The sequence below is a fragment of the Brevundimonas pondensis genome (assembly GCF_017487345.1).
GTDB classification, from domain to species: domain Bacteria; phylum Pseudomonadota; class Alphaproteobacteria; order Caulobacterales; family Caulobacteraceae; genus Brevundimonas; species Brevundimonas pondensis.
Window position 1 is genome coordinate 776,841 of sequence record NZ_CP062006.1, and the last position, 20,709, is coordinate 797,549.

General features: G+C 66.8%; 18 protein-coding genes. 6 read left to right on the forward strand and 12 right to left on the reverse strand.

Annotation, left to right across the window (positions count from 1 at the left end; genetic code table 11):
- Positions 1-1,224, forward strand: a complete 1,224-nt coding sequence (locus tag IFE19_RS04130) for an SAM-dependent methyltransferase (RefSeq protein WP_207825938.1) — start codon at positions 1-3, stop codon at positions 1,222-1,224.
- Between the two features lie 58 nt (positions 1,225-1,282).
- Here the strand turns inward: IFE19_RS04130 and IFE19_RS04135 are convergent, their stop codons facing one another.
- The 3 genes from IFE19_RS04135 to IFE19_RS04145 all read right to left on the reverse strand — a co-directional run bounded on the left by IFE19_RS04135 (position 1,283) and on the right by IFE19_RS04145 (position 4,772).
- On the reverse strand, positions 1,283-2,695 hold the full coding sequence (locus IFE19_RS04135; RefSeq protein ID WP_225910392.1) for a coniferyl aldehyde dehydrogenase: 1,413 nt from the start codon (positions 2,693-2,695) through the stop codon (positions 1,283-1,285).
- Between the two features lie 14 nt (positions 2,696-2,709).
- Positions 2,710-3,546 carry an alpha/beta fold hydrolase gene (locus tag IFE19_RS04140; RefSeq protein WP_207825940.1) on the reverse strand — a complete coding sequence of 279 codons (837 nt, stop codon included), beginning with the start codon at positions 3,544-3,546 and terminating at the stop codon, positions 2,710-2,712.
- Positions 3,547-3,785: 239 nt separating this feature from the next.
- Positions 3,786-4,772: an ABC transporter six-transmembrane domain-containing protein gene (locus tag IFE19_RS04145; protein ID WP_207825941.1), complete on the reverse strand. Its 987-nt coding sequence runs from the start codon at positions 4,770-4,772 to the stop codon at positions 3,786-3,788.
- Between the two features lie 42 nt (positions 4,773-4,814).
- Between IFE19_RS04145 and IFE19_RS04150 the strand changes: the two genes are divergently transcribed.
- The gene (locus tag IFE19_RS04150; protein WP_207825942.1) at positions 4,815-5,405 is read left to right on the forward strand and encodes a TetR/AcrR family transcriptional regulator; all 591 of its coding nucleotides are present in this window, start codon (positions 4,815-4,817) and stop codon (positions 5,403-5,405) included.
- A 156-nt stretch (positions 5,406-5,561) separates the two neighbouring features.
- Here IFE19_RS04150 and IFE19_RS04155 read toward each other — a convergent pair whose 3' ends face one another.
- Genes IFE19_RS04155 through IFE19_RS04170 form a run of 4 tightly spaced genes read right to left on the reverse strand, consistent with a single transcriptional unit; the run spans position 5,562 to position 9,427 of the window.
- The gene (locus IFE19_RS04155) at positions 5,562-6,620 is read right to left on the reverse strand and encodes an NAD(P)-dependent alcohol dehydrogenase (protein ID WP_207825943.1); all 1,059 of its coding nucleotides are present in this window, start codon (positions 6,618-6,620) and stop codon (positions 5,562-5,564) included.
- A 31-nt stretch (positions 6,621-6,651) separates the two neighbouring features.
- The gene (locus IFE19_RS04160; protein ID WP_225910393.1) at positions 6,652-7,137 is read right to left on the reverse strand and encodes a (R)-mandelonitrile lyase; all 486 of its coding nucleotides are present in this window, start codon (positions 7,135-7,137) and stop codon (positions 6,652-6,654) included.
- Positions 7,134-8,213: an alpha/beta hydrolase gene (locus IFE19_RS04165; RefSeq protein ID WP_225910394.1), complete on the reverse strand. Its 1,080-nt coding sequence runs from the start codon at positions 8,211-8,213 to the stop codon at positions 7,134-7,136. The genes IFE19_RS04160 and IFE19_RS04165 overlap by 4 nt, the downstream gene beginning before the upstream one ends.
- 23 nt (positions 8,214-8,236) lie before the next feature.
- Positions 8,237-9,427 carry an MFS transporter gene (locus tag IFE19_RS04170; RefSeq protein WP_207825947.1) on the reverse strand — a complete coding sequence of 397 codons (1,191 nt, stop codon included), beginning with the start codon at positions 9,425-9,427 and terminating at the stop codon, positions 8,237-8,239.
- A gap of 104 nt (positions 9,428-9,531) precedes the next feature.
- Here IFE19_RS04170 and IFE19_RS04175 point away from each other — a divergent pair, with 104 nt between their 5' ends.
- Positions 9,532-10,449 carry a LysR family transcriptional regulator gene (locus IFE19_RS04175; RefSeq protein ID WP_207825949.1) on the forward strand — a complete coding sequence of 306 codons (918 nt, stop codon included), beginning with the start codon at positions 9,532-9,534 and terminating at the stop codon, positions 10,447-10,449.
- Positions 10,450-10,471: 22 nt separating this feature from the next.
- Here the strand turns inward: IFE19_RS04175 and IFE19_RS04180 are convergent, their stop codons facing one another.
- Positions 10,472-11,683, reverse strand: coding sequence for an acyl-CoA dehydrogenase family protein (locus tag IFE19_RS04180; protein ID WP_207825951.1), 1,212 nt, complete (start codon positions 11,681-11,683; stop codon positions 10,472-10,474).
- Positions 11,680-12,750: a phosphotransferase family protein gene (locus tag IFE19_RS04185; RefSeq protein WP_207825953.1), complete on the reverse strand. Its 1,071-nt coding sequence runs from the start codon at positions 12,748-12,750 to the stop codon at positions 11,680-11,682. The genes IFE19_RS04180 and IFE19_RS04185 overlap by 4 nt, the downstream gene beginning before the upstream one ends.
- Positions 12,751-12,861: 111 nt before the next feature.
- On the opposite strand from IFE19_RS04185, the gene IFE19_RS04190 reads away from it, so the two are divergent.
- From IFE19_RS04190 to IFE19_RS04200, 3 genes are all read left to right on the forward strand, one after another.
- Entirely contained in the window at positions 12,862-14,343 is a 1,482-nt protein-coding gene (locus IFE19_RS04190; RefSeq protein WP_207825956.1) for a carotenoid oxygenase family protein, read from the forward strand.
- Positions 14,344-14,410: 67 nt separating this feature from the next.
- Positions 14,411-16,294, forward strand: coding sequence for an AMP-binding protein (locus IFE19_RS04195; protein ID WP_225910395.1), 1,884 nt, complete (start codon positions 14,411-14,413; stop codon positions 16,292-16,294).
- A gap of 18 nt (positions 16,295-16,312) precedes the next feature.
- Positions 16,313-17,533 (forward strand): acetyl-CoA acetyltransferase, encoded by a 1,221-nt coding sequence (locus IFE19_RS04200; RefSeq protein WP_207825958.1) that lies wholly within the window; start codon positions 16,313-16,315, stop codon positions 17,531-17,533.
- A 6-nt stretch (positions 17,534-17,539) separates the two neighbouring features.
- On the opposite strand, the gene IFE19_RS04205 is transcribed toward IFE19_RS04200, so the two are convergent.
- From IFE19_RS04205 to IFE19_RS04215, 3 genes are read right to left on the reverse strand one after another with little or no spacing between them, the layout of a single operon-like run.
- Positions 17,540-18,007, reverse strand: a complete 468-nt coding sequence (locus IFE19_RS04205; RefSeq protein ID WP_207825960.1) for a PaaI family thioesterase — start codon at positions 18,005-18,007, stop codon at positions 17,540-17,542.
- A 14-nt stretch (positions 18,008-18,021) separates the two neighbouring features.
- Entirely contained in the window at positions 18,022-18,969 is a 948-nt protein-coding gene (locus IFE19_RS04210) for an NAD(P)H-dependent flavin oxidoreductase (protein WP_207825962.1), read from the reverse strand.
- On the reverse strand, positions 18,966-20,693 hold the full coding sequence (locus tag IFE19_RS04215; protein WP_207825964.1) for a class I adenylate-forming enzyme family protein: 1,728 nt from the start codon (positions 20,691-20,693) through the stop codon (positions 18,966-18,968). Before IFE19_RS04215 ends, IFE19_RS04210 begins: the two co-directional genes overlap by 4 nt.
- Between the last annotated feature and the right edge of the window lie 16 nt (positions 20,694-20,709).

Below are 20,709 nucleotides of genomic sequence, written 5' to 3' on the forward strand. Positions count from 1 at the left end.
ATGACCACCACCTATTGTGATGCGACGAACAACGTGCGGAAGGCCTCTCCGGTCATGGGCCTGCTGCTGCGGCTTCTGTCGGCCAACTGGGCCTGGGGGCGGCTGACCCTGGTCATGCCGGATGGTGCGCGCCATCAACTCACGGGCCAGACGGCCGGCCATGCCGCCGTCCTGACCATCCGGGATTCTCGCTTCGCCGTCCGTGTGTTGAAGAACGGGGATATCGGCTTCGCGGAAGGCTATATGGCCGGCGAGTGGGACACGCCCGATCTGGCGGTCCTGCTGGAGACCCTGGTCAACAACTACGACCAGATCCGCCGCCTGTTCGACGGCAACCCGCTGATGAAACTGGTCAACGGGATCGGGCATCGGCTGAACCGCAACAGCCGCCGCGGATCGCGCCGCAACATCCACGCCCACTATGACCTGGGCAACGCCTTCTATGGCGCCTGGCTGGACCCTTCGATGACCTATTCCTCGGCGCGTTACGAGGGGCCGGGACAGTCGTTGCAGGACGCCCAGCGCGCCAAATACGCCTCTCTGGCGCGGATGATGGACCTTCAGCCGGGTCATAGCGTGCTGGAGATCGGCTGCGGCTGGGGCGGATTCGCCGAGTTCGCCGCGCGCGAGACGGGGGCCGTGGTCACCGGCGTCACCATTTCGCGTGAACAGCATGACTACGCCCGTCGTCGCCTGTTCGAGGCGGGGCTGGCCGAGCGCGCCGACATCCGGCTGATCGACTATCGCGACGTGGAGGGCCGTTTCGACCGCGTCGCCTCGATCGAGATGTTCGAGGCGGTGGGGCGCGAATACTGGCCCGTCTATTTCCGGAAGCTTCACGACGCCCTGAAGCCCGGGGGGCGTGCAGGCCTGCAGGTCATCACCATCCAGGATGAACTGTTCGACGAATATGACGCGCGCACCGACTTCATCCAGAAGTACGTCTTCCCCGGAGGCTGCCTGCCGTCCGAAGCACGGATGGCGCCCGAGATCGCCGGCGCGGGCCTGGCCGAGGCGGGGATCGTGCGTTTCGGCGGAGACTACGCCGAGACCCTGGCCGAATGGGCCCGACGCTTTGAAAGCGCCTGGGGCGAGATCGTCATGATAGAAGCGAGCTTCGATGACCGCTTCCGTCGCCTCTGGCGCTTCTACCTCGCCTATTGCGAGGCCGGCTTCCGGTCTGGTCGCACGGACGTGATCCAGATGGGCCTGATGCGCGTCTGATCCTCAGCCACGGGGTTCTTCCCCAATGACCGTTGCTGGCGCATCCGCATCTCGAACCTCAGCGGCGAAGCATCACGTTCAGCACGCGATCCGCCAATCGTCCGAACGGCGCACGTACGAGGCTGGCGGCGTTCCAGCGTCCCTGGACGAAGACGCCCTTGGCATGGCTCATGGAGCGGAAGCCTTCGATCCCATGATAGGCGCCCATGCCGCTGGGGCCGACGCCGCCGAAGGGCAGATCGTCCTGTGCGACGTGCATCAGGGTGTTGTTCAAGCCGACATTGCCCGAGGTCGTCCGGCTGAGCAGGCTGACGCAATCCGCGTCCTCATCACCGAACCAGTAGAGCGCAAGGGGGCGGGGATTGGCGTTCACATAGGCGACGACCTCGTCGATCGTCCGATAGGTCCGCACCGGCAGGATGGGGCCGAAGATCTCTTCCTGCATGACCGTCATCTCGTCATGGGCGTCGATCACGAGGGTGGGAGTGAGGGTGCGCTCGCGGGCGGCGGCGCCTTGCGGATGGGCGCCGACCTCCAGCACCTGGGCGCCCTTCGCGCGGGCGTCATCCAACAGCCCGCGCAGCCGCGCGAAGTGCCGGTCGTTGATGATGGTGCTGTAGTCGGGGCTGGTCGGCCCGGCCGGATAGGCGCGTTCGACGGCAGCACCATAGGCCTCGATGAAGGCCTGCAGATCGTCCTGATGCACCAGGGCGTAGTCCGGCGCGACGCAGGTCTGACCGGCATTGGACAGCTTGCCGAAAACGAGGCTGGACAGGGTGCGGTCGTTGACGTGGCCCGGCGCGATAATCGCCGGGCTCTTGCCGCCGAGTTCGAGGGTGACCGGCACGAGATTCTGCGCCGCCGCCGCCATGACCTTGCGGCCGACCGCCGTGCTGCCGGTGAACAGCAGATGGTCGAACGGCAAGGCGCTGAAGCCCGCCCCGACGTCCGCTCCGCCGAGGACCACGGCGACCTCTTCGTCCGAAAAGGCCTCGGCTAGCAGCCCTTGCAGCACCTCGCTCGTGCGCGGCGTGAGTTCCGAAGGCTTGAGAAGCACGCGATTGCCGGCGGCCAGCGCCGTCGCCAGCGGCACGAGGGTCAGGGAGACCGGATAGTTCCAGGGTGCCATCACGCCAACCACGCCCTTGGGTTGATAGGCGACATAGGCCCGCCCCGTCCGATAGGTGATCCCGACATGGCGCCGCTCCGGCCTCATGAACCGACGCAGATTGCGGATCAGGTAGTCGATGGCCTGGATGGCGGGAACCAGTTCCATCAACTCGGTTTCATGCCGCGACCGATGGCCGAAGTCGGCGCTGACGGCCGCGCTGATCTCGGCGCGATGCGCCAGGACGGCGGCGCGGAGACGCCGAAGGCGATCCTTGCGGACCTGGCGGCTCGGCGCGCCGTCCCGAAGGAAGGCGCGCCTTTGCCGGTCCAGCACGGCCGCGCCCGCGTCTGGAGCGATCATGTGGGCGTCGTCCCTCATTTCTTGATGAAGGCCAGGATGTCCGCGTTCACCACGTCGGCGTTCACTGTCAGCATGCCGTGCGAGAAGCCGGGATAGATGATCAGCTTGCTGTTCTGCAGCAGCTTGTCCTGCATCAGGGCGGCGGTCTTGTAGGGCACGACCTGATCGTCATCGCCTTGCAGAACGAGGGTTGGCACGGTGATCGCCCTCAGGTCTTCGGTCTGATCGGTTTCCGAGAAGGCCTTGATGCCTTCGTAGTGGGCCTTGGCGCTGCCCATCATGCCCTGGCGCCACCAGTTGTCGATCACGCCCTGCGATACGTCTGCGCCGGGTCGATTGTAGCCGTAGAAGGGGCCGGCGGGCACGTCGATGAAGAACTGCGTCCGGTTGGCGGCCAGGGCCGCGCGGAAGCCGTCGAACACCTCGATCGGCGTGCCGTCAGGATTGTTCTCGGTCTTGACCATCAGCGGCGGCACGGCGCTGACCAGCACGGCCTTGGCGACGCGGCCCTGGGGCTGGCCGAACCGGGCGACGTAGCGCGCCACCTGTCCGCCGCCGGTCGAGTGGCCGACATGGACGGCGTTCTTCAGGTCCAGATGCTCGGCGACAGCCGAAGCGTCGGCGGCGTAATGATCCATGTCGTGCCCGTCGCCGACCTGTTCCGAACGCCCATGCCCGCGTCGATCGTGGGCGACGACGCGATAGCCCTGCTTGAGGAAGAAGAGCATCTGGTTGTCCCAGTCGTCCGCCGACAGCGGCCAGCCGTGGTGGAAATGGATCGGCTGAGCCTCCTTGGGCCCCCAGTCCTTGTAGAAGATGTCGACGCCGTCGGAGGTGGTCACGAAGGGCATGGTCTGTCTCCTGTGGTTATTGGAACGAACCGGCGGCCCTGACCGGCGTCGGCATGTGAAGGACCAGTTGGGCGTCTTGCGTGACGTCCAACTGGACCAGGGTTGAAGCGTCGAGGCCGTCGAGCAGTTGCGTCAACGGTCCGCCTTCTCGCTCAGTGTCCGATCTCGAACGGTGGGCACACGACGTCTTGCCGGGGACGCTCCGTCGCAAGGCGGCGGTTGAGCTGATGAACGAGCGTTCAGTCCGCCTCTCCTTCGAGACCGGGGTCGACCCGTTTTCCGATGTCGCCAAGGCGGGCCATCTGGTCGACCATCACAGGCGCCTCATCGAGGCTGCTGACGAAGGTCCACAGATAGGTCATCACCGCATAGACGTGACCGGCTTCGATGGACGGCGTCGAGGCCATGAGCGTTATGGCCAGGCCGAAGAGAACCGCCGCCACGACGCCATTGAAGAGATAGGCCGAGGCTTCTCGGTCCGACAGCCAGATCCGAAGCTTGGACAGGACCGTATAGTGGCGCAGGAGCGTTCGCGGGCCAGCGCGCTGGACCAGGCCGATTTCCAGCTCCAACCTGTCATTGAGGCGTTCGTGGAGGGTCTGGTTTCGGCGCGCGAACCTTGGCAGCCAGCCGAGGCAGAGCATGAGCACGACAAGACTGGCTACGCCGATCCATGGCTCGATGATGACGAGCATGATCGCAGCCCCGAACAGGGAAGCGATTGCCGTCGCCATGATCGGGAGGTGCTTTTCGAAAAAGTCGATGAACTCGCGGGCCAGCACCGCCCGGGCGGCAGAAGCAGAGGTGCTCTGGCCTTGAAGGCGCTCGTTGACCACCACGCCGACGGCCAGGTCCGCATAGATGCGCGTGAAGGTGCGCGTGTCGACCGAGCGCCGCAGAGCGCCCACCAGCCAGAACGACAGTACGACCCCGGCGTACCAGACAGCCTTTGTCGTATCACCACGCAGGATGGCGTTCACGGCGAAGCCGGCGAACAGCGGGTATGCCAGAAGAAGGATGTTCTCCGCCGCCACCAGCGACAGGGTGAGGCTCAGCTTCCCTGCATAGGCTCGAGCAATGCCCTTGAGGGTTTTCGCAGCCGATTGCCGTCCGATCTGTGAAAGCGGAGCGGCGTGCGTGGAGCAGTGGGCGGTCATTGAGGCGGCGATGGGATTGCTGTAATTGAGCGAGTGCTCAATATACTTGAGCGATCGCTCAAAATGCAAGGCGCGATCTCTTGCGTCGTCTGGCGCGTGCGAGGTGAGTTGATGGCGAACGCCAACCGAAAGGCTGCGATCATTACGGCGGCTATCGATCTGTTTCGGCAAAGGGGGTTCGCGTCGGTCTCGACCCGCGATCTGGCGGACCATGCCGGCCTTTCCCGAAGCCACATCTACCACTACTTCAACGACTGGGAGCAGCTTCGGCGAGAGGCCTTCTACGCCTTCACGCGCGACCAACTGGCGGAGATATCAGCAGGGCTGGACGACACCCCCCCGCTGGAGGCTCTTGAGCGCTATCTGAAAGACTGCCTGCCGCTGTCAGCCAATGGAAGTTGGGCGCTCTGGCTCGACGCCTGGGACGAGGCTTTGCACGATCCCGAACTGGCGCAGACCTATCTTCAGGTGAACGCCCAGTGGCGCGCCATGATGGCCGGCATCATCGAACGTGGCGTCTTCTCGGGTGATTTTCGCTGCCGGTCACCCGATCGAGCGGCTCGGCAGTTGTTCGCCATGGTGATGGGCCAGTCCAATGATCTCTTGCTGGCGCCGTCGCAGGAAGCAGCGGATGAAGCGTTGAACGAAGCAATGGAAGTCGCCGGGTTGCTGCTGGGGTTCGCGGCGCGACGCGAGCTTTGAACTTCGCCAGTGTCGCGAGGTGATGAAGCGGATCGTAGCTCGATAGCCGCGGGGCCTTGTGCTGTTTCGAGCGCACAGGTGGAGAGCCGCCGCTGCCGCATCGGGGGCAGGGTTCAGGGACAGCGGCGGGTGTTTGGCGGGCGTGTCGAGCTGGTCTCAGGTCGTCGCCAGGCTCGCGCTGTCGATGACGAAGCGGTATTTCACGTCGCTCCTGGTCATGCGGGCATAGGCGTCCTCGATCTGCTGGATTGGGATCATCTCGATGTCGGCGACGATGCCGTGCTCGGCGCAGAAGTCGAGCATCTCCTGGGTTTCGGCGATGCCGCCGATCATCGAACCGGCGATGGACTTGCGGCGGAAGATCAGCGAGGCGAACTGGGGCGAGGGGTGGTTGTGTTCGGGCACGCCGACAAGAACCAGGGAGCCGTCGCGGCGCAGCAGGCTGGTGTAGGCGTCCAGATCATGGCTGGCGGCGACCGTGTTGATGATCAGGTCGAAGCTGCCGCGGTGCGCCTTCATCTCGTCGGCGTTGCGCGAAACGACCACCTGATGGGCGCCCAGGGCCTTGGCGTCTTCACGCTTGTTTTCCGAGGTGGTGAAGGCCACGACCTCGGCGCCCAGGGCGCGGGCGAGCTTGACCCCCATGTGGCCGAGGCCGCCGATGCCGACGACGCCGACCTTCTTGCCAGGACCGGCGTTCCAGTGCCGCAACGGCGACCAGGTGGTGATGCCGGCGCACAGCAGAGGGGCGACGGCGGCCAGCTGATCCTCGGGGTGGCTGACCTTCACCACGAACTTGTCGTTGACGACGATGCGTTGTGAATAGCCGCCCAGGGTGTGGCCGGGGGCATCCGGCGTGGGGCCGTTGTAGGTTCCGACCATGCCCGTGCCTTCGCAGTATTGCTCCAGGCCTTCGTCGCAGGCGGCGCAGGCCTGGCAGCTGTCGACCATGCAGCCGACGCCGACCAGATCGCCTTCCTTGAAGCGGCTGACGTGGGCGCCGACCGCCGAGACGCGACCGACGATCTCGTGGCCTGGCACGCAAGGATAGAGGGTGCCGGCCCATTCGCCGCGCACCGTGTGCAGGTCGGAATGGCAGACGCCGCAATAGGCGATCTCGATCTGGACATCGTGGTCGCCGGGCGCGCGACGGAAGATGTAGAGCGCCTCGAGCGGCTTGTCGGCGGCGTGCGCGCCATAGGCTTTGACGGTCATGGTGTTTTCCTCGGAGTCGCGGATGGCGGGGTCAATCGGTCTGGGCGGGAGCAAGATATTCCGCCTCGGTCACATGTTCCATCCAGGTGACGGGCGTGCCGTTCAGGCCTTCCTGAATGGCGATGTGGCTCATGGCCTCATGCGGTGTCGCGCCGTGCCAGTGCCTGTGCTCGGCGGGACACCACAGGATGTCGCCAGCATGGAACTCCAGCTTCGGCCCGCCTTCGATCTGGGTCCAGCCCACGCCCTCGGTGATGATCAGGGTCTGGCCCAGCGGGTGGGTGTGCCAGGCCGTGCGGGCGCCGGGCTCGAACCGCACCAGGGCGCCGCTGACGCGGGACGGCGCCTCGCGCTGGAACTGTCCGGTGATCGTGACGCGGCCGGTGAAGTAGTCGGCCGACCCCTCGGTGGTCTTCTGGTCAGCCTTGCGCATGATGTCCATGATCGGGGCTCCTTCCTGAGCCTGAACGGGTAGGGCGAGTGCGGCGAGCGCCAGGGCGGCGGCGGCGGTCTTCATTGGGACAATGCCTGACCGAAGAAATCGCCCAGTCGGTCGAACGGGATGACATCCAGGCGGTCGTAGAGATCGACATGGCTGGCGCCCGGGATGATCATCAGTTCCTTCGGTTCGGCCGCCGCCGCATAGGCGGTCTCGCTGAAGTAGAGCGAATGAGCCTTCTCGCCGTGGATCAGCAGGATCGGGCGCGGCGCGATCTCCTGGATGTAGGTCAGCAGCGGCATGTTCATGAAGGACAGCGGGTTGGTCTGCGTCCAGGCGTTGCCGGAGTTGACGGCGCGGGGATGATAGCCGCGCGGGGTCATGTAGTAGTCGGCGTAGTCCGTCATGAACTGCGGTTCGCCGCCCTTGAGGACAAGCGAAGCCGGGCCATAGGCCGGAGCGCCGTTTTTCATGTCTTCCCAGCGCTGGCGGCTGAGTTGCTCCAGCGTCTGTGTGCGCTGCTCCGGCGTGACGCTGTCGTTGTAGCCCCGCGATATGACGCGGGTCATGTCATACATGGTCACGGCGACGACGGCCTTGACGCGCTTGTCCACGGCGGCGGCGTTCAGGGCCATGCCGCCCCAGCCGCAGATGCCGATCATGCCGATGCGCTCGCGATCAACCGACGGATGCAGGCCGAGGAAGTCGACCGCCGCGCTGAAGTCCTCGGTGTTGATATCGGGCGAGGCGAGGTTGCGGGGCTCGCCGCCGCTCTCGCCGGTGAAGGACGGGTCGAAGGCCAGGGTCGCGAAGCCGCGCTCGGCCATGGTCTGGGCGTAGAGGCCTGAGGATTGCTCCTTCACCGCGCCGAACGGCCCGCTTACGACCAGTGCGGCCAGGGGACCCTTGCGGGTCTTGGGCAGGTAGAGATCGCCCGCCAGGGTCAGGCCATAGCGGTTCCTGAACGTGACCTTCTCGTGATCGACGTTCGGGCTTTGGGGAAAGGTCTTGTCCCACTCGGCGGTCATGGTCGGGGGATCCTTGAACTGGGCCTTGGCGGGGGCGGCGATCCCGGCGGTCAGGGCGACGGCGCCGACGCCGGTCAGCTTCATCAGGTCGCGGCGCGCCAGATAGCGGGTGTCAGAGCGGGTCATGATCATCTCTTCGGTCGTGTCGGTTATTGGGGTTTCAGAAGCTTCTGACCGTTACCGACCAGGATGACGGCGGCCCCGGCCAGGATCGCGCTGCCGATGAAGGTCGCCTGGATCGAAATGCCGTCCAGCAGCCAGCCGTCGACCACCGCGCCCAGAAGGATGGAGGCCTGGATCGCGGCGACCATCAGGCTGCCGGCAGCCTCGGGCGCGTCATCGGCGTTCTGGGCCATCCAGGTCATCCAGATCACCGACATGGCGGTGTTCATCGCGCCCCACAGCATCAGGATCAGGCCCGCTGCGATCGGCGAGGCGCCGAGGACCAGCAGACCCAGGGGGCAGGAGCCCATCACCAGGGCGGGTAGTTTCAGCAGGCGAGCGACCTCGCCCTTGACGAAGCGGCCCGAGGCCCAGGTGCCGACGAAGCCCGCGCAGCCCAGCGCCAGCAGCAGGATGGACAGCAGGGTCACGTTCACCCCCGTCACCCGCTCCAGGAAGGGGCGCAGGTAGGTGAACATGGTGAAGGCCGAGCCCCAGGACAGCATGGAGGCGATCAGACCCATCAGGAAATAGGGGCGCTTCAGCAGGCTGAACATGGCGCGGAAGTCCTGCTGCTGACGGGCGGGCAGCGAGGGCAGGGCCACGACGTGCCAGATCAGGTTCAGCGCCACGAGCGGCGTCAGCGCCCAGAAGACTTCGCGCCAGCCCAGCAGACCACCGAGGTAGCTGCCGGCGGGCGCAGCGAAGGCCGCAGCGATGGGCTGACCGCCGAACATCAGAGCCAGGGCGCGCGGCACCTCGGCCTCGGGAACCAGACGCATGATGACGGCGGTGGCCAGGGCCCAGAAGCCGCCGACGCAGACGCCCAGCAGGGCGCGGCCGATCATCAGCACGTCGAAGCTGGGCGCCGCCGCAACCAGCACCAGCGACAGCAGCATCAGGGCGGTCATGGCGGCCAGAACCCATTTGCGGTTCACCCGTCCGGCCGAGGTCGTGACCAGCAGGCTGGCGGCGATGGCGAACAGGCCGCTGATCGAGATGGCTTGCCCGGTCTGGCCCTCGGTGGCGCCCAGGCCTTGCGCCATCGGCGTCAGCAGGCTGATGGGCATGAACTCCGAGGCGATCAGCAGGGCCACGCACAGGGTCATGGACAGGACGGCGCCCCAGGCGGCGACGGGACGGATGGTCGTATCGGCAGAGAGTGTGGCTTGGGTCATGGCCCGCCTTCTAACGGCGGCGATACAAAGCGATTAGTCGGCTCAATTGGCATGAACTAATCGATCAGATCGAATAATATGTCGCTCCACGACGGGAAGGCGCCATGGAACGGACCGACTTCAATCAACTGACCTGGTTCCAGGCGGTGGCCGAGGAGCGCAGCTTCACCAAGGCGGCGGCGCGGCTGGGCGTGGCGCAATCGACGCTCAGCCATGCCATCAAGCAGTTGGAGGCCCGTATGGGCATCCGTCTTCTGACCCGGACCACGCGCAACGTCGCCACGACCGTCGCGGGCGAACGTCTGCTGCAGACTATCGCCCCACGCATGACCGAAATCGAGGCCGAGATCGCCGCCCTCACGGCGTTTCGCGACAAGCCCTCAGGCTCGATCCGGCTGACCCTGTCCGATCACGCCCTGGAAACGGTGGTCTGGCCCAAGCTGAAGCCCGTTCTGGCCGCCTATCCGGACATCAGCGTCGAACTGCTGCTGGACAACACTTTCCGCAACATCGTCGAGGAGGGCTACGACGCCGGCGTCCGTCTGGGGGAAAGCGTGGAAAAGGACATGATCGCGGTTCGTATCGGGCCGGACTGGCGGCTCGTGGCCGTGGCCTCGCCCGACTACCTCGCCGCGCATGGAAGGCCCCGCCATCCGCAGGACCTGGTGGGACACCGCTGCATCAACACGCGCCAGGAAACCTCAGGCGGCCTCTACGCCTGGGAGTTTGAAAAGGACGGCAAGGAACTGAGGGTCCGCGTGAGCGGCCAGCTGACTTTCAACAATTCCTACGCCATGGTCGACGCGGCGGTCAGCGGCTTCGGCATCGCCTATGTGCCCGACAGCATGGTGGAAACGGCTGTCGCTTCGGGCGCGCTTGAGGTGGTGCTGGGCGACTGGTCACCGCCCTTTGAAGGTTATTTTCTCTATTATCCCAGCCGCCGCCAGAACCTGCTGGCCTTCCAGATCATCGTCGACGCCCTGCGGCATCGCGGGCCTGTTGGAAGCGCGCCAGCGATCTGACTGTCCCGGAGAAGGTCCGTCATCAGCTGCGATATGCGCTCTTGATGGCGAGGTTCTGGCTCAGCGCCTGCCGCTTCACGGCCTTGGCCAGGCTCCAGCGGTGAACCTCGCTGGGGCCGTCATAGATGCGGAAGGCGCGGACTTCGCGGAAGATCTGCTCGACCACGGTGTCGCCCGAGACGCCGGTTCCGCCCATGACCTGGACGCAGCGGTCGGCCACGCCGAACAGGGCTTCGGACACCGCGACCTTGGTCATGGAGCTTTCGGTCGTGCCGAGTGCGCCGGTGTCCAGAACGCCCGCGCACCAGTCGATCATCAGCTCGGCCTGCTTCAGCGCGATCATGTTGTCCGCCAGCATGAAGCCGACGCCTTCGTGGTCGATCAATGGTTTGCCGAAGGCGTGACGCCTTATGGCGTAGGCGGAGGCGATCTCATGGGCGCGGCGGCAGGCGCCCAGCCAGCGCATGCAGTGGCTGAGCCGGGCCGGGCTGAGTCGGACCTGAGCATAGCGGAAGCCTTCGTGGGGTGCGCCGAGGATCTGATCCGAAGCGACGGCGAGGTTGTCCAGAACCACGACCGAATGGCCGCCGGGCATGGAGGAATCGATCGTCTCCATCACGCGCTCGATCCGCACGGCGGGATCGGGCAGGTCGATCAGGAACATGGTGGCGGCGACCTTGCCGTCGCCGCTGTCGGTGCGGGCCATGACGATGCCGACGGCGGCGCCGACCGCGCCGGTGATGAAGGCCTTGCGGCCGTTGATGATCCAGCGGTCGCCGTCCTGAACGGCGACGGTCTTGAGCATGGAGGGATCGGCTCCGGCCCCGCCGTCTTCGGCCGGTTCTGTCATGAAGAAGGCCGAGCGCGTCTCGCCTCTGACCAGCGGGTTCAGGAAGTGGCGTTTCTGGGCCGCGCTGGCGACCTGGCCCAGCAGGTACATATTGCCCTCGTCCGGGGCCATGACGTTGAGGGCGACCGGGCCGAGTGGCGACAGGCCCGAGGCCTGCAGCACCAGGGCCGTCGCGCGCTGCGACAGGTGCGAGCCGTCCGCGTCGATGTGGGGCGTCAACAGTCCGGCCTCGCGCGCCAGCCCTCGCAGTTCGGCGACGAGCTCGTCCGTGGGGCCGTGCGATGTGGCGCGGGGGTCCTTTTCATAGGAAATGACGACATCGCGGACGAAACGTTCGACGCGTTCGGCGATGGCGCGGCCGTGTTCGAGATCGTTCTGGCTCACGAGGTCGTCTCCGTCTGGGCCCAGGCGAGGGCGGCGAGTTCGGCCAGGTTGTCGGCCATGGTCTGGGCGTGGACGGACGAGGCGGTGCCGCGCGCGATCCGCCCCTTGATGCCGTGGAAGATGGCCGCCAGCCGGAACATGTTGAACGCCATGTAGAAGCGCAGTTCCTGGGGCGTGGGCGGCGTCCGCCCGACACGCTCGCAGTAGGCGGCCAGATAGTCAGCCTCGGTCGGGATGCCCAGGGCCGTCAGGTCGGCGCCGGCGAAGCCGCCGATCATGTGCGGCGGCAGACGATACATCATCAGATGATAGGTGAAGTCGCCCATGGGGTGGCCGAGGGTCGACAGCTCCCAGTCGAGCACGGCGCGCACCTCGGCCCGATCCGGCGCGAAGACGGCGTTGTCGGCGCGGAAGTCGCCATGGACCACGGCGACGGAGCCGTCGTCCGGCGGGGCGTGTTCGGGCAGCCAGGCGACGAGGCGGTCCATGTTCGGATCGCGGCCTGCCAAGTCGTCCTCCAGATACTGTCGCGACCAGCGCGCGATCTGGCGGGCGAAGAAGTTCCCCGGCCGGCCGTAGTCGTCGAGGCCGATAGCGGCGACATCCAGAGCGTGCAGTCGAGCGATCGTGGCGTTCAAGGTCTCGAAATGGGCGCTACGCTGGGCCGGCGTCAGGCTGGGCAGGGTGGGGGTCCAGAAGATGCGGCCCTCAACCATCTCCATCAGATAAAAGGGCGAGCCTATGACGGCCTCGTCCTCGCACAGGGCCAGGGGCGCGGGCACGGGGAAGTCCGCCTGGCGCAGCGCCGAAATCACCTTGAACTCGCGCTCGACCGCGTGGGCGCCCTTCAGCACGACGCCGGTTGGCTTGCGACGCAGGACACAGGCGCCCGTGGCCGTATCCAGACGATAGGTCGGATTGGACTGACCGCCGTTGAACTGGCTGACCTTCTGGAGCTCTCCAAGGTTCGGCGCGTGCCGCCGCAGCCAGTCGGTCAGCTGATCCAGCGGCAGTTCGTGACCGGCGCGGATCGGACCGGCGCCCTCGAAAGCGGCTTGTTGGGACATGGCGGATGCTCGGTTTGGGCGGACGGAAGGAGCGTATTGAAAAATACGCGCCCCTAACTTGCGTAAATAGACCAAAAGCGCGAGGGTTCGTCCAGAGCCAGGAGACGAGCCATGAAGATCGAGCGTTTGTCGCCCATCGTCGCGACCCTCAAGCCCAGCAATCATCCCTATTTGAGCGGGCCGTGGACGCCCCAGCATGAGGAGGTGAACGCCTTTGATCTGCAGGTGATCGAGGGGGCCATCCCGGCTGACATCGACGGCGTCTACATCCGCAACACCGAGAACCAGGTGCACACGCCGCTGGGCCGCCACCACCCGTTCGACGGCGATGGGATGCTGCACCAGATCAGCTTCCGGAACGGCAAGGCCGACTATCGCAACCGCTTCGTGAGGGGCCGCTGCTTTCAGGCGGAGCAGCAGGCGGGCGAAAGCCTATGGGGCGGCATGATGGACGGGCCGAACGTGTCGAAACGTCCTGGCTTCGGCGCCCACGGGGGCATCAAGGATTCAGCCAGCACCGACGTTGTGGTCCATGCGGGCAAGGCGCTGGCGACCTTCTATCAGTGCGGCGAGGCCTATCAGCTGGACCCCAACACCCTGGACGATGAAGGCGTGGCGTCGTGGGCGCCGCTGGACGGGGTGTCGGCCCATGCGCGGGTGGATGAACGGACCGGCGAGCTGCTGTTCTTCAACTACTCCAAGCACGCGCCCTACATGTATTACGGCGTGGTCGCGCCGGACGGGCGGCGGACGCACTACACGCCGATCCCCTTGCCGGGCGCGCGTCTGCCGCACGACATGATCTTCAGCGAGAACTACACCATCCTGAACGACTTCCCGTTGTTCTGGGACGAGAAGGCGCTGAAGGCGGGATATCACGCCGTGCGCTATCGCCCCGACATGCCGTCGCGCTTTGCTGTCATTCCTCGCTATGGGACGACCGAGGACGTCCGCTGGTTCGAGGCGGCGCCGACCTATGTCCTGCACTTCCTCAACGCCTATGAGGAAGGCGACGAGATCATCATGGACGGCTATTTCCAGGAAAAGCCGATGCCGGATCCCTTGGGCGATCTGCCCGAGATCTACGCCGAACACGCCCACATGATGGCCTTCGTCGATGAGAACAGCTTCAGGCCCAAACTGCACCGCTGGCGCTTCAACCTGAAGGACGGCACGACCAGGGAAGAACGGCTGGACGACCGCCTGGTCGAGTTCGGCACCATCAATCAGCAGTACGCAGGCCAAGCCTATCGCTACGCCTATAGCACCACGACCAAGCCAGGCTGGTTCCTGTTCAACGGCTTCATCAAGCACGATCTGAAGTCCGGCGAGTCCTGGACAGTGAACCTGCCTGAGGGACGTTACGCCAGCGAGGCGCCCTTCGCGCCGCGCATCGGCGCCAAGGATGAAGACGACGGCTATCTGGTCAGCTTCATCATCGACGAGAACGCGGGCCGGTCGGAGTGCATCCTGATCGATTGCAAGCGGTTCGAGGACGGCCCCGTTTGCCGCATCGCCCTGCCGCACAAGATCAGTTCAGGCACCCACGCCTGCTGGGCCGATCGCCGCTTCCTGCCGGACGAGGCGGCTTGACCGGCCAGGGCTCCTTCACCATGCTTTCATTAGCAGACCTTGTTGAAGCGGCGATCGGGAGGGGGCGATGACGGCTTTGGGACAGGCGACGGTGGACGCAGCTTCGGAAACGGCGTCGTGGCGAGCGGCGCCGTTCCGTGACGCCGGCCTGATGCCGGTTGATTTGGAGGTGCGGCGCGAGGCGGACGGGGCCATGGTGATGCGCTCGCGCATTCCCTTGGCCGCGCATGACTGGAACCTGCCGCGCGCCTTCGCCGCGGTGGCGGCGCGTGAAGGGGCAAAGACCGCCCTGGCCCGTCGCGAGCCGGCCCAGGGCGGCGCCTGGGGTTTGCAGAGCTATGCTGAACTGAAGGCCAGTATGGACGCCGTGACCCAGTGGCTGCTGGATCATCCGCGGCACACGGGCGGGCCGCTGATGGTTATGGGCGCCAACAGCCCGGTCATGGCGGCCTTCCTGTTCGGAGCCCTGGCGGCGGGCGTGCCGACGGCCCCGGTCAGCGCCCATTACGCCCTGCTGGGCGGCGACCTGGGGCGACTGAATCACGTCATCCGCAGCTTGAAGCCGTCGATCCTGCTGATCGAGGACGCCCGCATGGCCGCCGCCGCGATCGACGCCTTGGACCTGGGCGAAGCCGTGGTTATCACCGCCACGCCCGAGGCGCTGACGCGGACGAGCCTGCCCTTGACGGAGGTCATGGCCACGCGCCCCGGTCCCGGCGTGGCCGCGAGCATCGAGGGTCTGAAGCCGGAACAGGTCGCCCAGTTCATGATGACCTCCGGCTCGACAGGCCTGCCCAAAGTCGTGCCGCTGAGCCTGCGCTCCATCGCCGCCAATACGGCCCAGGCGGCCCAGGTGATCGGCGAGGACTACGCCTGGTCCGGCGACCTGCTGGGCTGGATGCCGTGGAACCATGTGGCCGGGGCGGCGGTGCTGAGGGCCGTGCTGCTGGCGGGCGGCGCCTTCCATATCGATGACGGCAAGCCCATGCCGGGCCTGTTCGAGGCGTCTATTCGCAACCTGCGCGAGCGGCCTGTGCGCTACTACGTCAACGTGCCCACCGGCTACGCCATGCTGGCCGACGCGCTGGAGGCGGACGCCGAACTGCGCCGGACCTTCTTCTCCGACCTGCGGGTCATGGTGTTCGGCGGCGCGGCTCTGAACCAGTCGGTCAGCGACCGGATACAGGCCATGGCGGTGGCGGAGACGGGCCATCGCATCATGCTGACCTCGGCCTATGGCGCGACCGAAACCACGGCGGGCTTCATGGTGGTGCACCAATATACCGACCGTCTGGGGCTGGGCCTGCCCGTGCCGGGGGTCGAGGTGAAGCTGGTCCCGTACGACGCCGACAGGTTCGAGGTGCGAGTGCGCGGCCCGAACGTCATGGGCGGCTACCATGAGGATGCGGCGCGGACGGCCGAGGCGTTCGACGCCGAGGGCTATTACCGCATGGGCGACCTGGCGACCCTGACGGATCGAGACGACCCGACCCAGGGCGTCTTCTTCGCCGGGCGGCTGGCGGATCAGTTCAAGCTGTCGACGGGCTCCTGGGTGTTTGGGGCGCAGATGCGCGAAACGGTCTTTCAGGCCCTGGCGCCGCTCGTCGCCGAGGTGGTGCTGTGCGACGACAACCGGCCGTGGCTTGGGGTTCTGGCCTGGCCGTCGCCCGTCGGGATCAAGGCTGTGCTGGGCATGGAGGCCGGCGAGGCCCTGACGTCGGGCGCCCTGGCGCAGGCGGTGCGCGAACGGCTGACCGCCCACAACGCCTCGGCTCACGGCGCCAGCGCCCGTATCGCGCGTCTGGCCTTCCTGACGACGCCGCCCGACCCGAACGCGCACGAAGTCTCCGATAAGGCGACGATCAACCGCCGCGCCGTCATCGACAACCGCGGGGCCCAGGTCGAGGCCCTCTACGCCGAGCCTGCCGGGCCGGGCGTCATCGTCGCCTGAAACAGAGGAAGATATCCGATGGTCTATATCCTGGGCGGCTGGCAGTCCGACTTCAAACGCAACTGGGCCCGCGAGGGACTGGAGATCGGTGATGGCTTCGCCGAGGCTCTGCGCGGGGGTCTCGACGCCGTGGACATGGCGCCGGACGAAATCGAGGTCGGCCATGTCGGCAATTTCGTCGGTGACCTGTTCTCGGGCCAAGGGCAGCTGGGCGGCTTCTTCGCCATGGCCGAGCCGGCCTTCGACGGCCTGCCGACCTCGCGGCACGAAGCGGCCTGCGCCTCGGGCAGCATCGCCCTGCTGGCGGCGATGGCGGACATCGAGTCCGGGCGCTACGGAACCGCCGCCGTCCTGGGGCTGGAGATGATGCGCAACGTGCCGGGCGAGACGGGGGCCGCCTATCTGGGGGCCGCCGCCTGGGTGGGGCATGAGTATCAGGACGCGCGCTACGTCTGGCCGCGCGCCTTTTCCGAACTGACCGACGAATACGACCGCCGCTATGGCATCGACGAGGCGCATCTGCGCCGCATCTCGCAGATCAACTTCGCCAACGCCAGGCTGAACCCCAGGGCCCAGACGCGCGACTACGTCTTCAATGACGCCAGCTTTTCGGCCGACGATGAAGCCAATCCGGTGATCGAGGGGCGGGTGCGCAAGAGCGACTGCGGCCAGGTGACGGACGGCGCGGCCATGGTGGTTCTGGCCTCAGCCGAACGGGCGGCGGACTATGCCCGGCGACGCGGCGTGCCTCTGGAAAACCTGCCGCGCATCAAGGGCTGGGGCCATCGCTCGGGCCCGCTCAGCTATCAGCGCAAGGTCGAGGCCAGCGCCGGGGGCGACTACGTTTTCCCGCAGGTCAAACGCGCCATTGACGAGGCGCGGGCGCGGGCGGGTCTGTCGCTGGACGGGATCGACGCGGTCGAGACGCACGACTGCTTCGCCATGACCGAATACATGGCCATCGACCATCTGGGGCTGACCGCGCCGGGCGAGAGCTGGAAGGCGGTCGAGGCGGGCGACATCGAGATCGGCGGACGTCTGCCGATCAATCCGTCGGGCGGGCTGATCGGCTGCGGCCACCCGGTCGGCGCGACTGGGGTGCGGATGGCGCTGGACGCCTTTCGCCAGACGACCGGAACGGCGGGCGGCTGTCAGGTCGAGGGGGCGAAGAACGTCCAGACGCTGAATATCGGCGGCTCGACCACCACGACCGTCAGCCTGGTGATCGGCCGGGATTGAGGCGGCTCAGCCGTCCTGACGACGGGTGCGGATGGCGATGGCCGCCGAGCCGTGGGCGATGGTCAGGCCGTCGGGCGTAGAGACCGTGACCTCGGCGACCACCTTGCGCGGGTCGGCGTAGACGGCGCGACCCTCGGCGATCAGTCGTCCGCAGCCGATGGGGGCGGCGTTCAGAAAGCGCATCGACAGGTCGGTGGACAGCAGGAACTCGCCCGGCTTCAGCAGGGTCATGGCCGCGCCGCCGCCGACGATATCGACCAGGGCCGCCGTCACCCCGCCATGCACCAGGCCGACGAAGTTGGAATGGCCGGGGTCGATGTCGCACTCGACCCGCATATGACCCTCGGCCACGTCCACCGGACGGGCGGCCAGACGGTTGACGAAACCGCCCGGCCAGACCGTTTCGATCCACCGCCGCGCCAGCTCCAGCCCGCTTTGCGCCGGATCGAGGGCGAAGACGGGCGGCTGAATCATCTGCGGCGATCCGCTCATGCGGCGACGCTCCGGGGAGCGCTCAACCTGGCGAAGCGGGCGGCGGCGGCGCGGTATTCCGCCTCCAGCCGGTCCACCACGACGGCCGTGGGCTCGACGGCGTTGATCTTCTGCAGGCCCTGGCCGGCGGCCCAGATGTCGCGCCAGCGCTTGTGCGCCGCGTCGCCGGAATAGTCGCGGGTGATCGGGCCGCCCAGGGCGTCCGGGTCCATGCCCGCCGCGCGCAGGCTGGGCTTCAGCCAGGAGGCCGGGGTGCCGGTGATGGCCGAGGAGACGATCAGGTCGTCGGGGCCGCTGTCGACGATCATCTGCTTGTAAGGGTCCTGCGCCCGGCTCTCGGCGGCGGCCAGGAAGCGGGTGCCCATGTAGACCATGTCGGCGCCTGCCGCGATCGCGCCCGCCACGCCCGCGCCGTCGGCGATGCCGCCGCCGATGGTCAGCCAGCCGTCAAAGAACTCGCGCACCGCCGAGACGAAGGCGAAGGGCGACAGGTGGCCGGTGTGGCCGCCCGCGCCGGCGCTGATGCAGGCCAGGCCGTCGACGCCCGCGTCGGCGGCCTTCCTGGCCAGGGCCATGTTGACCACGTCGGCGAAGACCAGGCCGCCATAGCCCTTGACCGTCTCCATCACCGGCTTGGGCGAGCCCAGGGCGGTAATGACGATGGGCGGCTTGTACTGCGCCACCAGCCTCAGGTCTTCTTCGAGCCGGGCGTTGGTCGAGTGGGTGATCAGGTTGGCGACCCACGGCCCGTCGCCGGGGTTCAAGGCGTCGGTGATCTGACCCATCCAGGCGTCCAGGTCGGCGACGGTGCGGCAGTTGGGCGTGGGAAAGGCGCCGCCGATCCCGGCCTTGCAGGCGGCGATGACCAGTTCCGGCCCGCTGACCAGGAACATGGGCGCCGAAATCACGGGCAGGCGCATCGGGTGGGGGAAGGCGGTGGTCATGCGGATTTCAACTGTCCAGAGTGGTCGCCGAGGGACCGGCGCAGGTCGCGTTTCAGCACCTTGCCGACGGGGTTGCGCGGCAGGATGTCGATGACTTCCAGCCGTTCGATCTGCTTGTAGACGGCGACATGCTTGTCGCCGGTCAGGAAGCGGTTGATGTCGCCGAGGTCGGCGGTCTGACCCGGCTTGAAGACGACGAAGGCGCACAGACGCTCGCCCAGGTTGGGGTCGGGAGCGCCCACCACGGCCACATCGGCGACGGCGGCGTGGCCCATCAGATGACCCTCGATTTCCTCGGACGAGATATTCATCCCGCCCCGGATGATGACGTCCTTCAGGCGGCCGACGAAGCGGTAGAACTGTCGTTGGTCGCCCGCCAGTTCGAACAGGTCGCCGGTGCGGAACCAGCCGTCCGCGTCAAAGGCCCGGGCGTTGATTTCGGGCGAGCGCCAATAGCCCGAGAAGATGGTCGCGCCCTTGACCCGCAGCTCGCCAGACACCCCGACCGCGGTGATCTCCTGCTCCGTCTCGGGATCGACCAGGCGGGTGAAGATGCGGTCGTGCAGCAGGGCCTTCCATCGGAAACCTTCGCCCAGGCGCGGGAACAGGACGGCGCGTTCGGCCGCATCCGGCACGTCTTTCTGGGCGCTGGGGAAGGAGGCGCCTTCGTTGGAGCCGAAATAATTGACGATCTGGACGCCGTACTTCTCGAAGAAGGTGCGGACCATCCATTCCGACAGGGGCGCCGAACCTGAGCCGATGGACCGCAGCCGGTCGAAATCGACACCTTCGAGCAGGGCCTCGTTCTGCAGCAGCAGGTTCAGCACGGCGGGCGGGGCGACAGTGTAGTCGATCTTCTCGGCGCGGACCTGTTGCAGGAAGATCTGCAGGTCGAACGGCTGATGCTGGATCAGAACACCGCCGAGCAGCAGCCAGGAGACGAAGCTGGTCGAGATGCCCGCCATATTGACCATGGGAAAGGGGTTCAGCAGCACCGCGCCGGGTTGCAGGTCGGCGGCGTCCGCCACGCCCGCGCCCATGATGATCCACTCATTGTGGCTACGCGGCACGCCCTTGGGCTGGGCCTCGGTGCCGGAGGTCCAGCAGATGGTGACGATGTCGTCGGCGCAAATGTTCGCGGCGCGGGCCGCCGCGCGTCCGGCCTCGATCTCGGTCTCGTCCAACGCCGATGCGCGGGCGTCGAGGTCGATGGTTCCGGCGGGCGCCTCGCCGCCGGCCACCAGAACGGCTTTCAGGGTGGGGGCGTCCGCCTGGACCGACAGCATCATCGCGGCATGGGCGTGCTTGCCGATGCGGGCGGCGGTCACCACGGCCTTGGTGTCCGTCTTGGCGACGATATAGGCCAATTCGTGCTCGCGGTACTGGACCGGGGCGGGGGTGATGATGGCGCCCAGGCGGATACAGGCCAGGTAGATCAGGCCCAGCTCGATGACATTGGGCAGTTGCACCGCCACCACGTCGTCGCGTCCGACGCCGACCGTGTGTAGAACGGCGACGTAGCGGGCGACCCGGTCCTCGACCTCGGCCCAGGTCAGGCGGGCCGGGGCGCCGCCCATGATGGCTTCGCGGTTGATGGGGTCGACCACGGATTCGGCGTCCGGCATGGCGGCGACGTGACGACGGAACAGGTCGTCCAGCGTGTCTTCGCCCCACCAGCCCCTGGCCTTGAAGTCGCGGATACGGTCCTCCGGCACGACGATCATGTCGCTCTTCTCCCTG

Excerpts from the sequence above, each read along its gene's own strand:
- IFE19_RS04210 (WP_207825962.1), bottom strand. The coding sequence starts at position 18,969 with ATGACCACCGCCTTCCCCCACCCGATGCGCCTGCCCGTGATTTCGGCG.
- IFE19_RS04175 (WP_207825949.1), top strand. The coding sequence starts at position 9,532 with ATGGAACGGACCGACTTCAATCAACTGACCTGGTTCCAGGCGGTGGCC.
- IFE19_RS04140 (WP_207825940.1), bottom strand. The coding sequence starts at position 3,546 with ATGCCCTTCGTGACCACCTCCGACGGCGTCGACATCTTCTACAAGGAC.
- IFE19_RS04155 (WP_207825943.1), bottom strand. The coding sequence starts at position 6,620 with ATGACCGTCAAAGCCTATGGCGCGCACGCCGCCGACAAGCCGCTCGAG.
- IFE19_RS04150 (WP_207825942.1), top strand. The coding sequence starts at position 4,815 with ATGGCGAACGCCAACCGAAAGGCTGCGATCATTACGGCGGCTATCGAT.
- IFE19_RS04170 (WP_207825947.1), bottom strand. The coding sequence starts at position 9,427 with ATGACCCAAGCCACACTCTCTGCCGATACGACCATCCGTCCCGTCGCC.
- IFE19_RS04215 (WP_207825964.1), bottom strand. The coding sequence starts at position 20,693 with ATGATCGTCGTGCCGGAGGACCGTATCCGCGACTTCAAGGCCAGGGGC.
- IFE19_RS04190 (WP_207825956.1), top strand. The coding sequence starts at position 12,862 with ATGAAGATCGAGCGTTTGTCGCCCATCGTCGCGACCCTCAAGCCCAGC.
- IFE19_RS04165 (WP_225910394.1), bottom strand. The coding sequence starts at position 8,213 with ATGACCCGCTCTGACACCCGCTATCTGGCGCGCCGCGACCTGATGAAG.
- IFE19_RS04160 (WP_225910393.1), bottom strand. The coding sequence starts at position 7,137 with ATGAAGACCGCCGCCGCCGCCCTGGCGCTCGCCGCACTCGCCCTACCC.
- IFE19_RS04130 (WP_207825938.1), top strand. The coding sequence starts at position 1 with ATGACCACCACCTATTGTGATGCGACGAACAACGTGCGGAAGGCCTCT.
- IFE19_RS04195 (WP_225910395.1), top strand. The coding sequence starts at position 14,411 with ATGACGGCTTTGGGACAGGCGACGGTGGACGCAGCTTCGGAAACGGCG.
- IFE19_RS04135 (WP_225910392.1), bottom strand. The coding sequence starts at position 2,695 with ATGATCGCTCCAGACGCGGGCGCGGCCGTGCTGGACCGGCAAAGGCGC.
- IFE19_RS04200 (WP_207825958.1), top strand. The coding sequence starts at position 16,313 with ATGGTCTATATCCTGGGCGGCTGGCAGTCCGACTTCAAACGCAACTGG.
- IFE19_RS04205 (WP_207825960.1), bottom strand. The coding sequence starts at position 18,007 with ATGATTCAGCCGCCCGTCTTCGCCCTCGATCCGGCGCAAAGCGGGCTG.
- IFE19_RS04185 (WP_207825953.1), bottom strand. The coding sequence starts at position 12,750 with ATGTCCCAACAAGCCGCTTTCGAGGGCGCCGGTCCGATCCGCGCCGGT.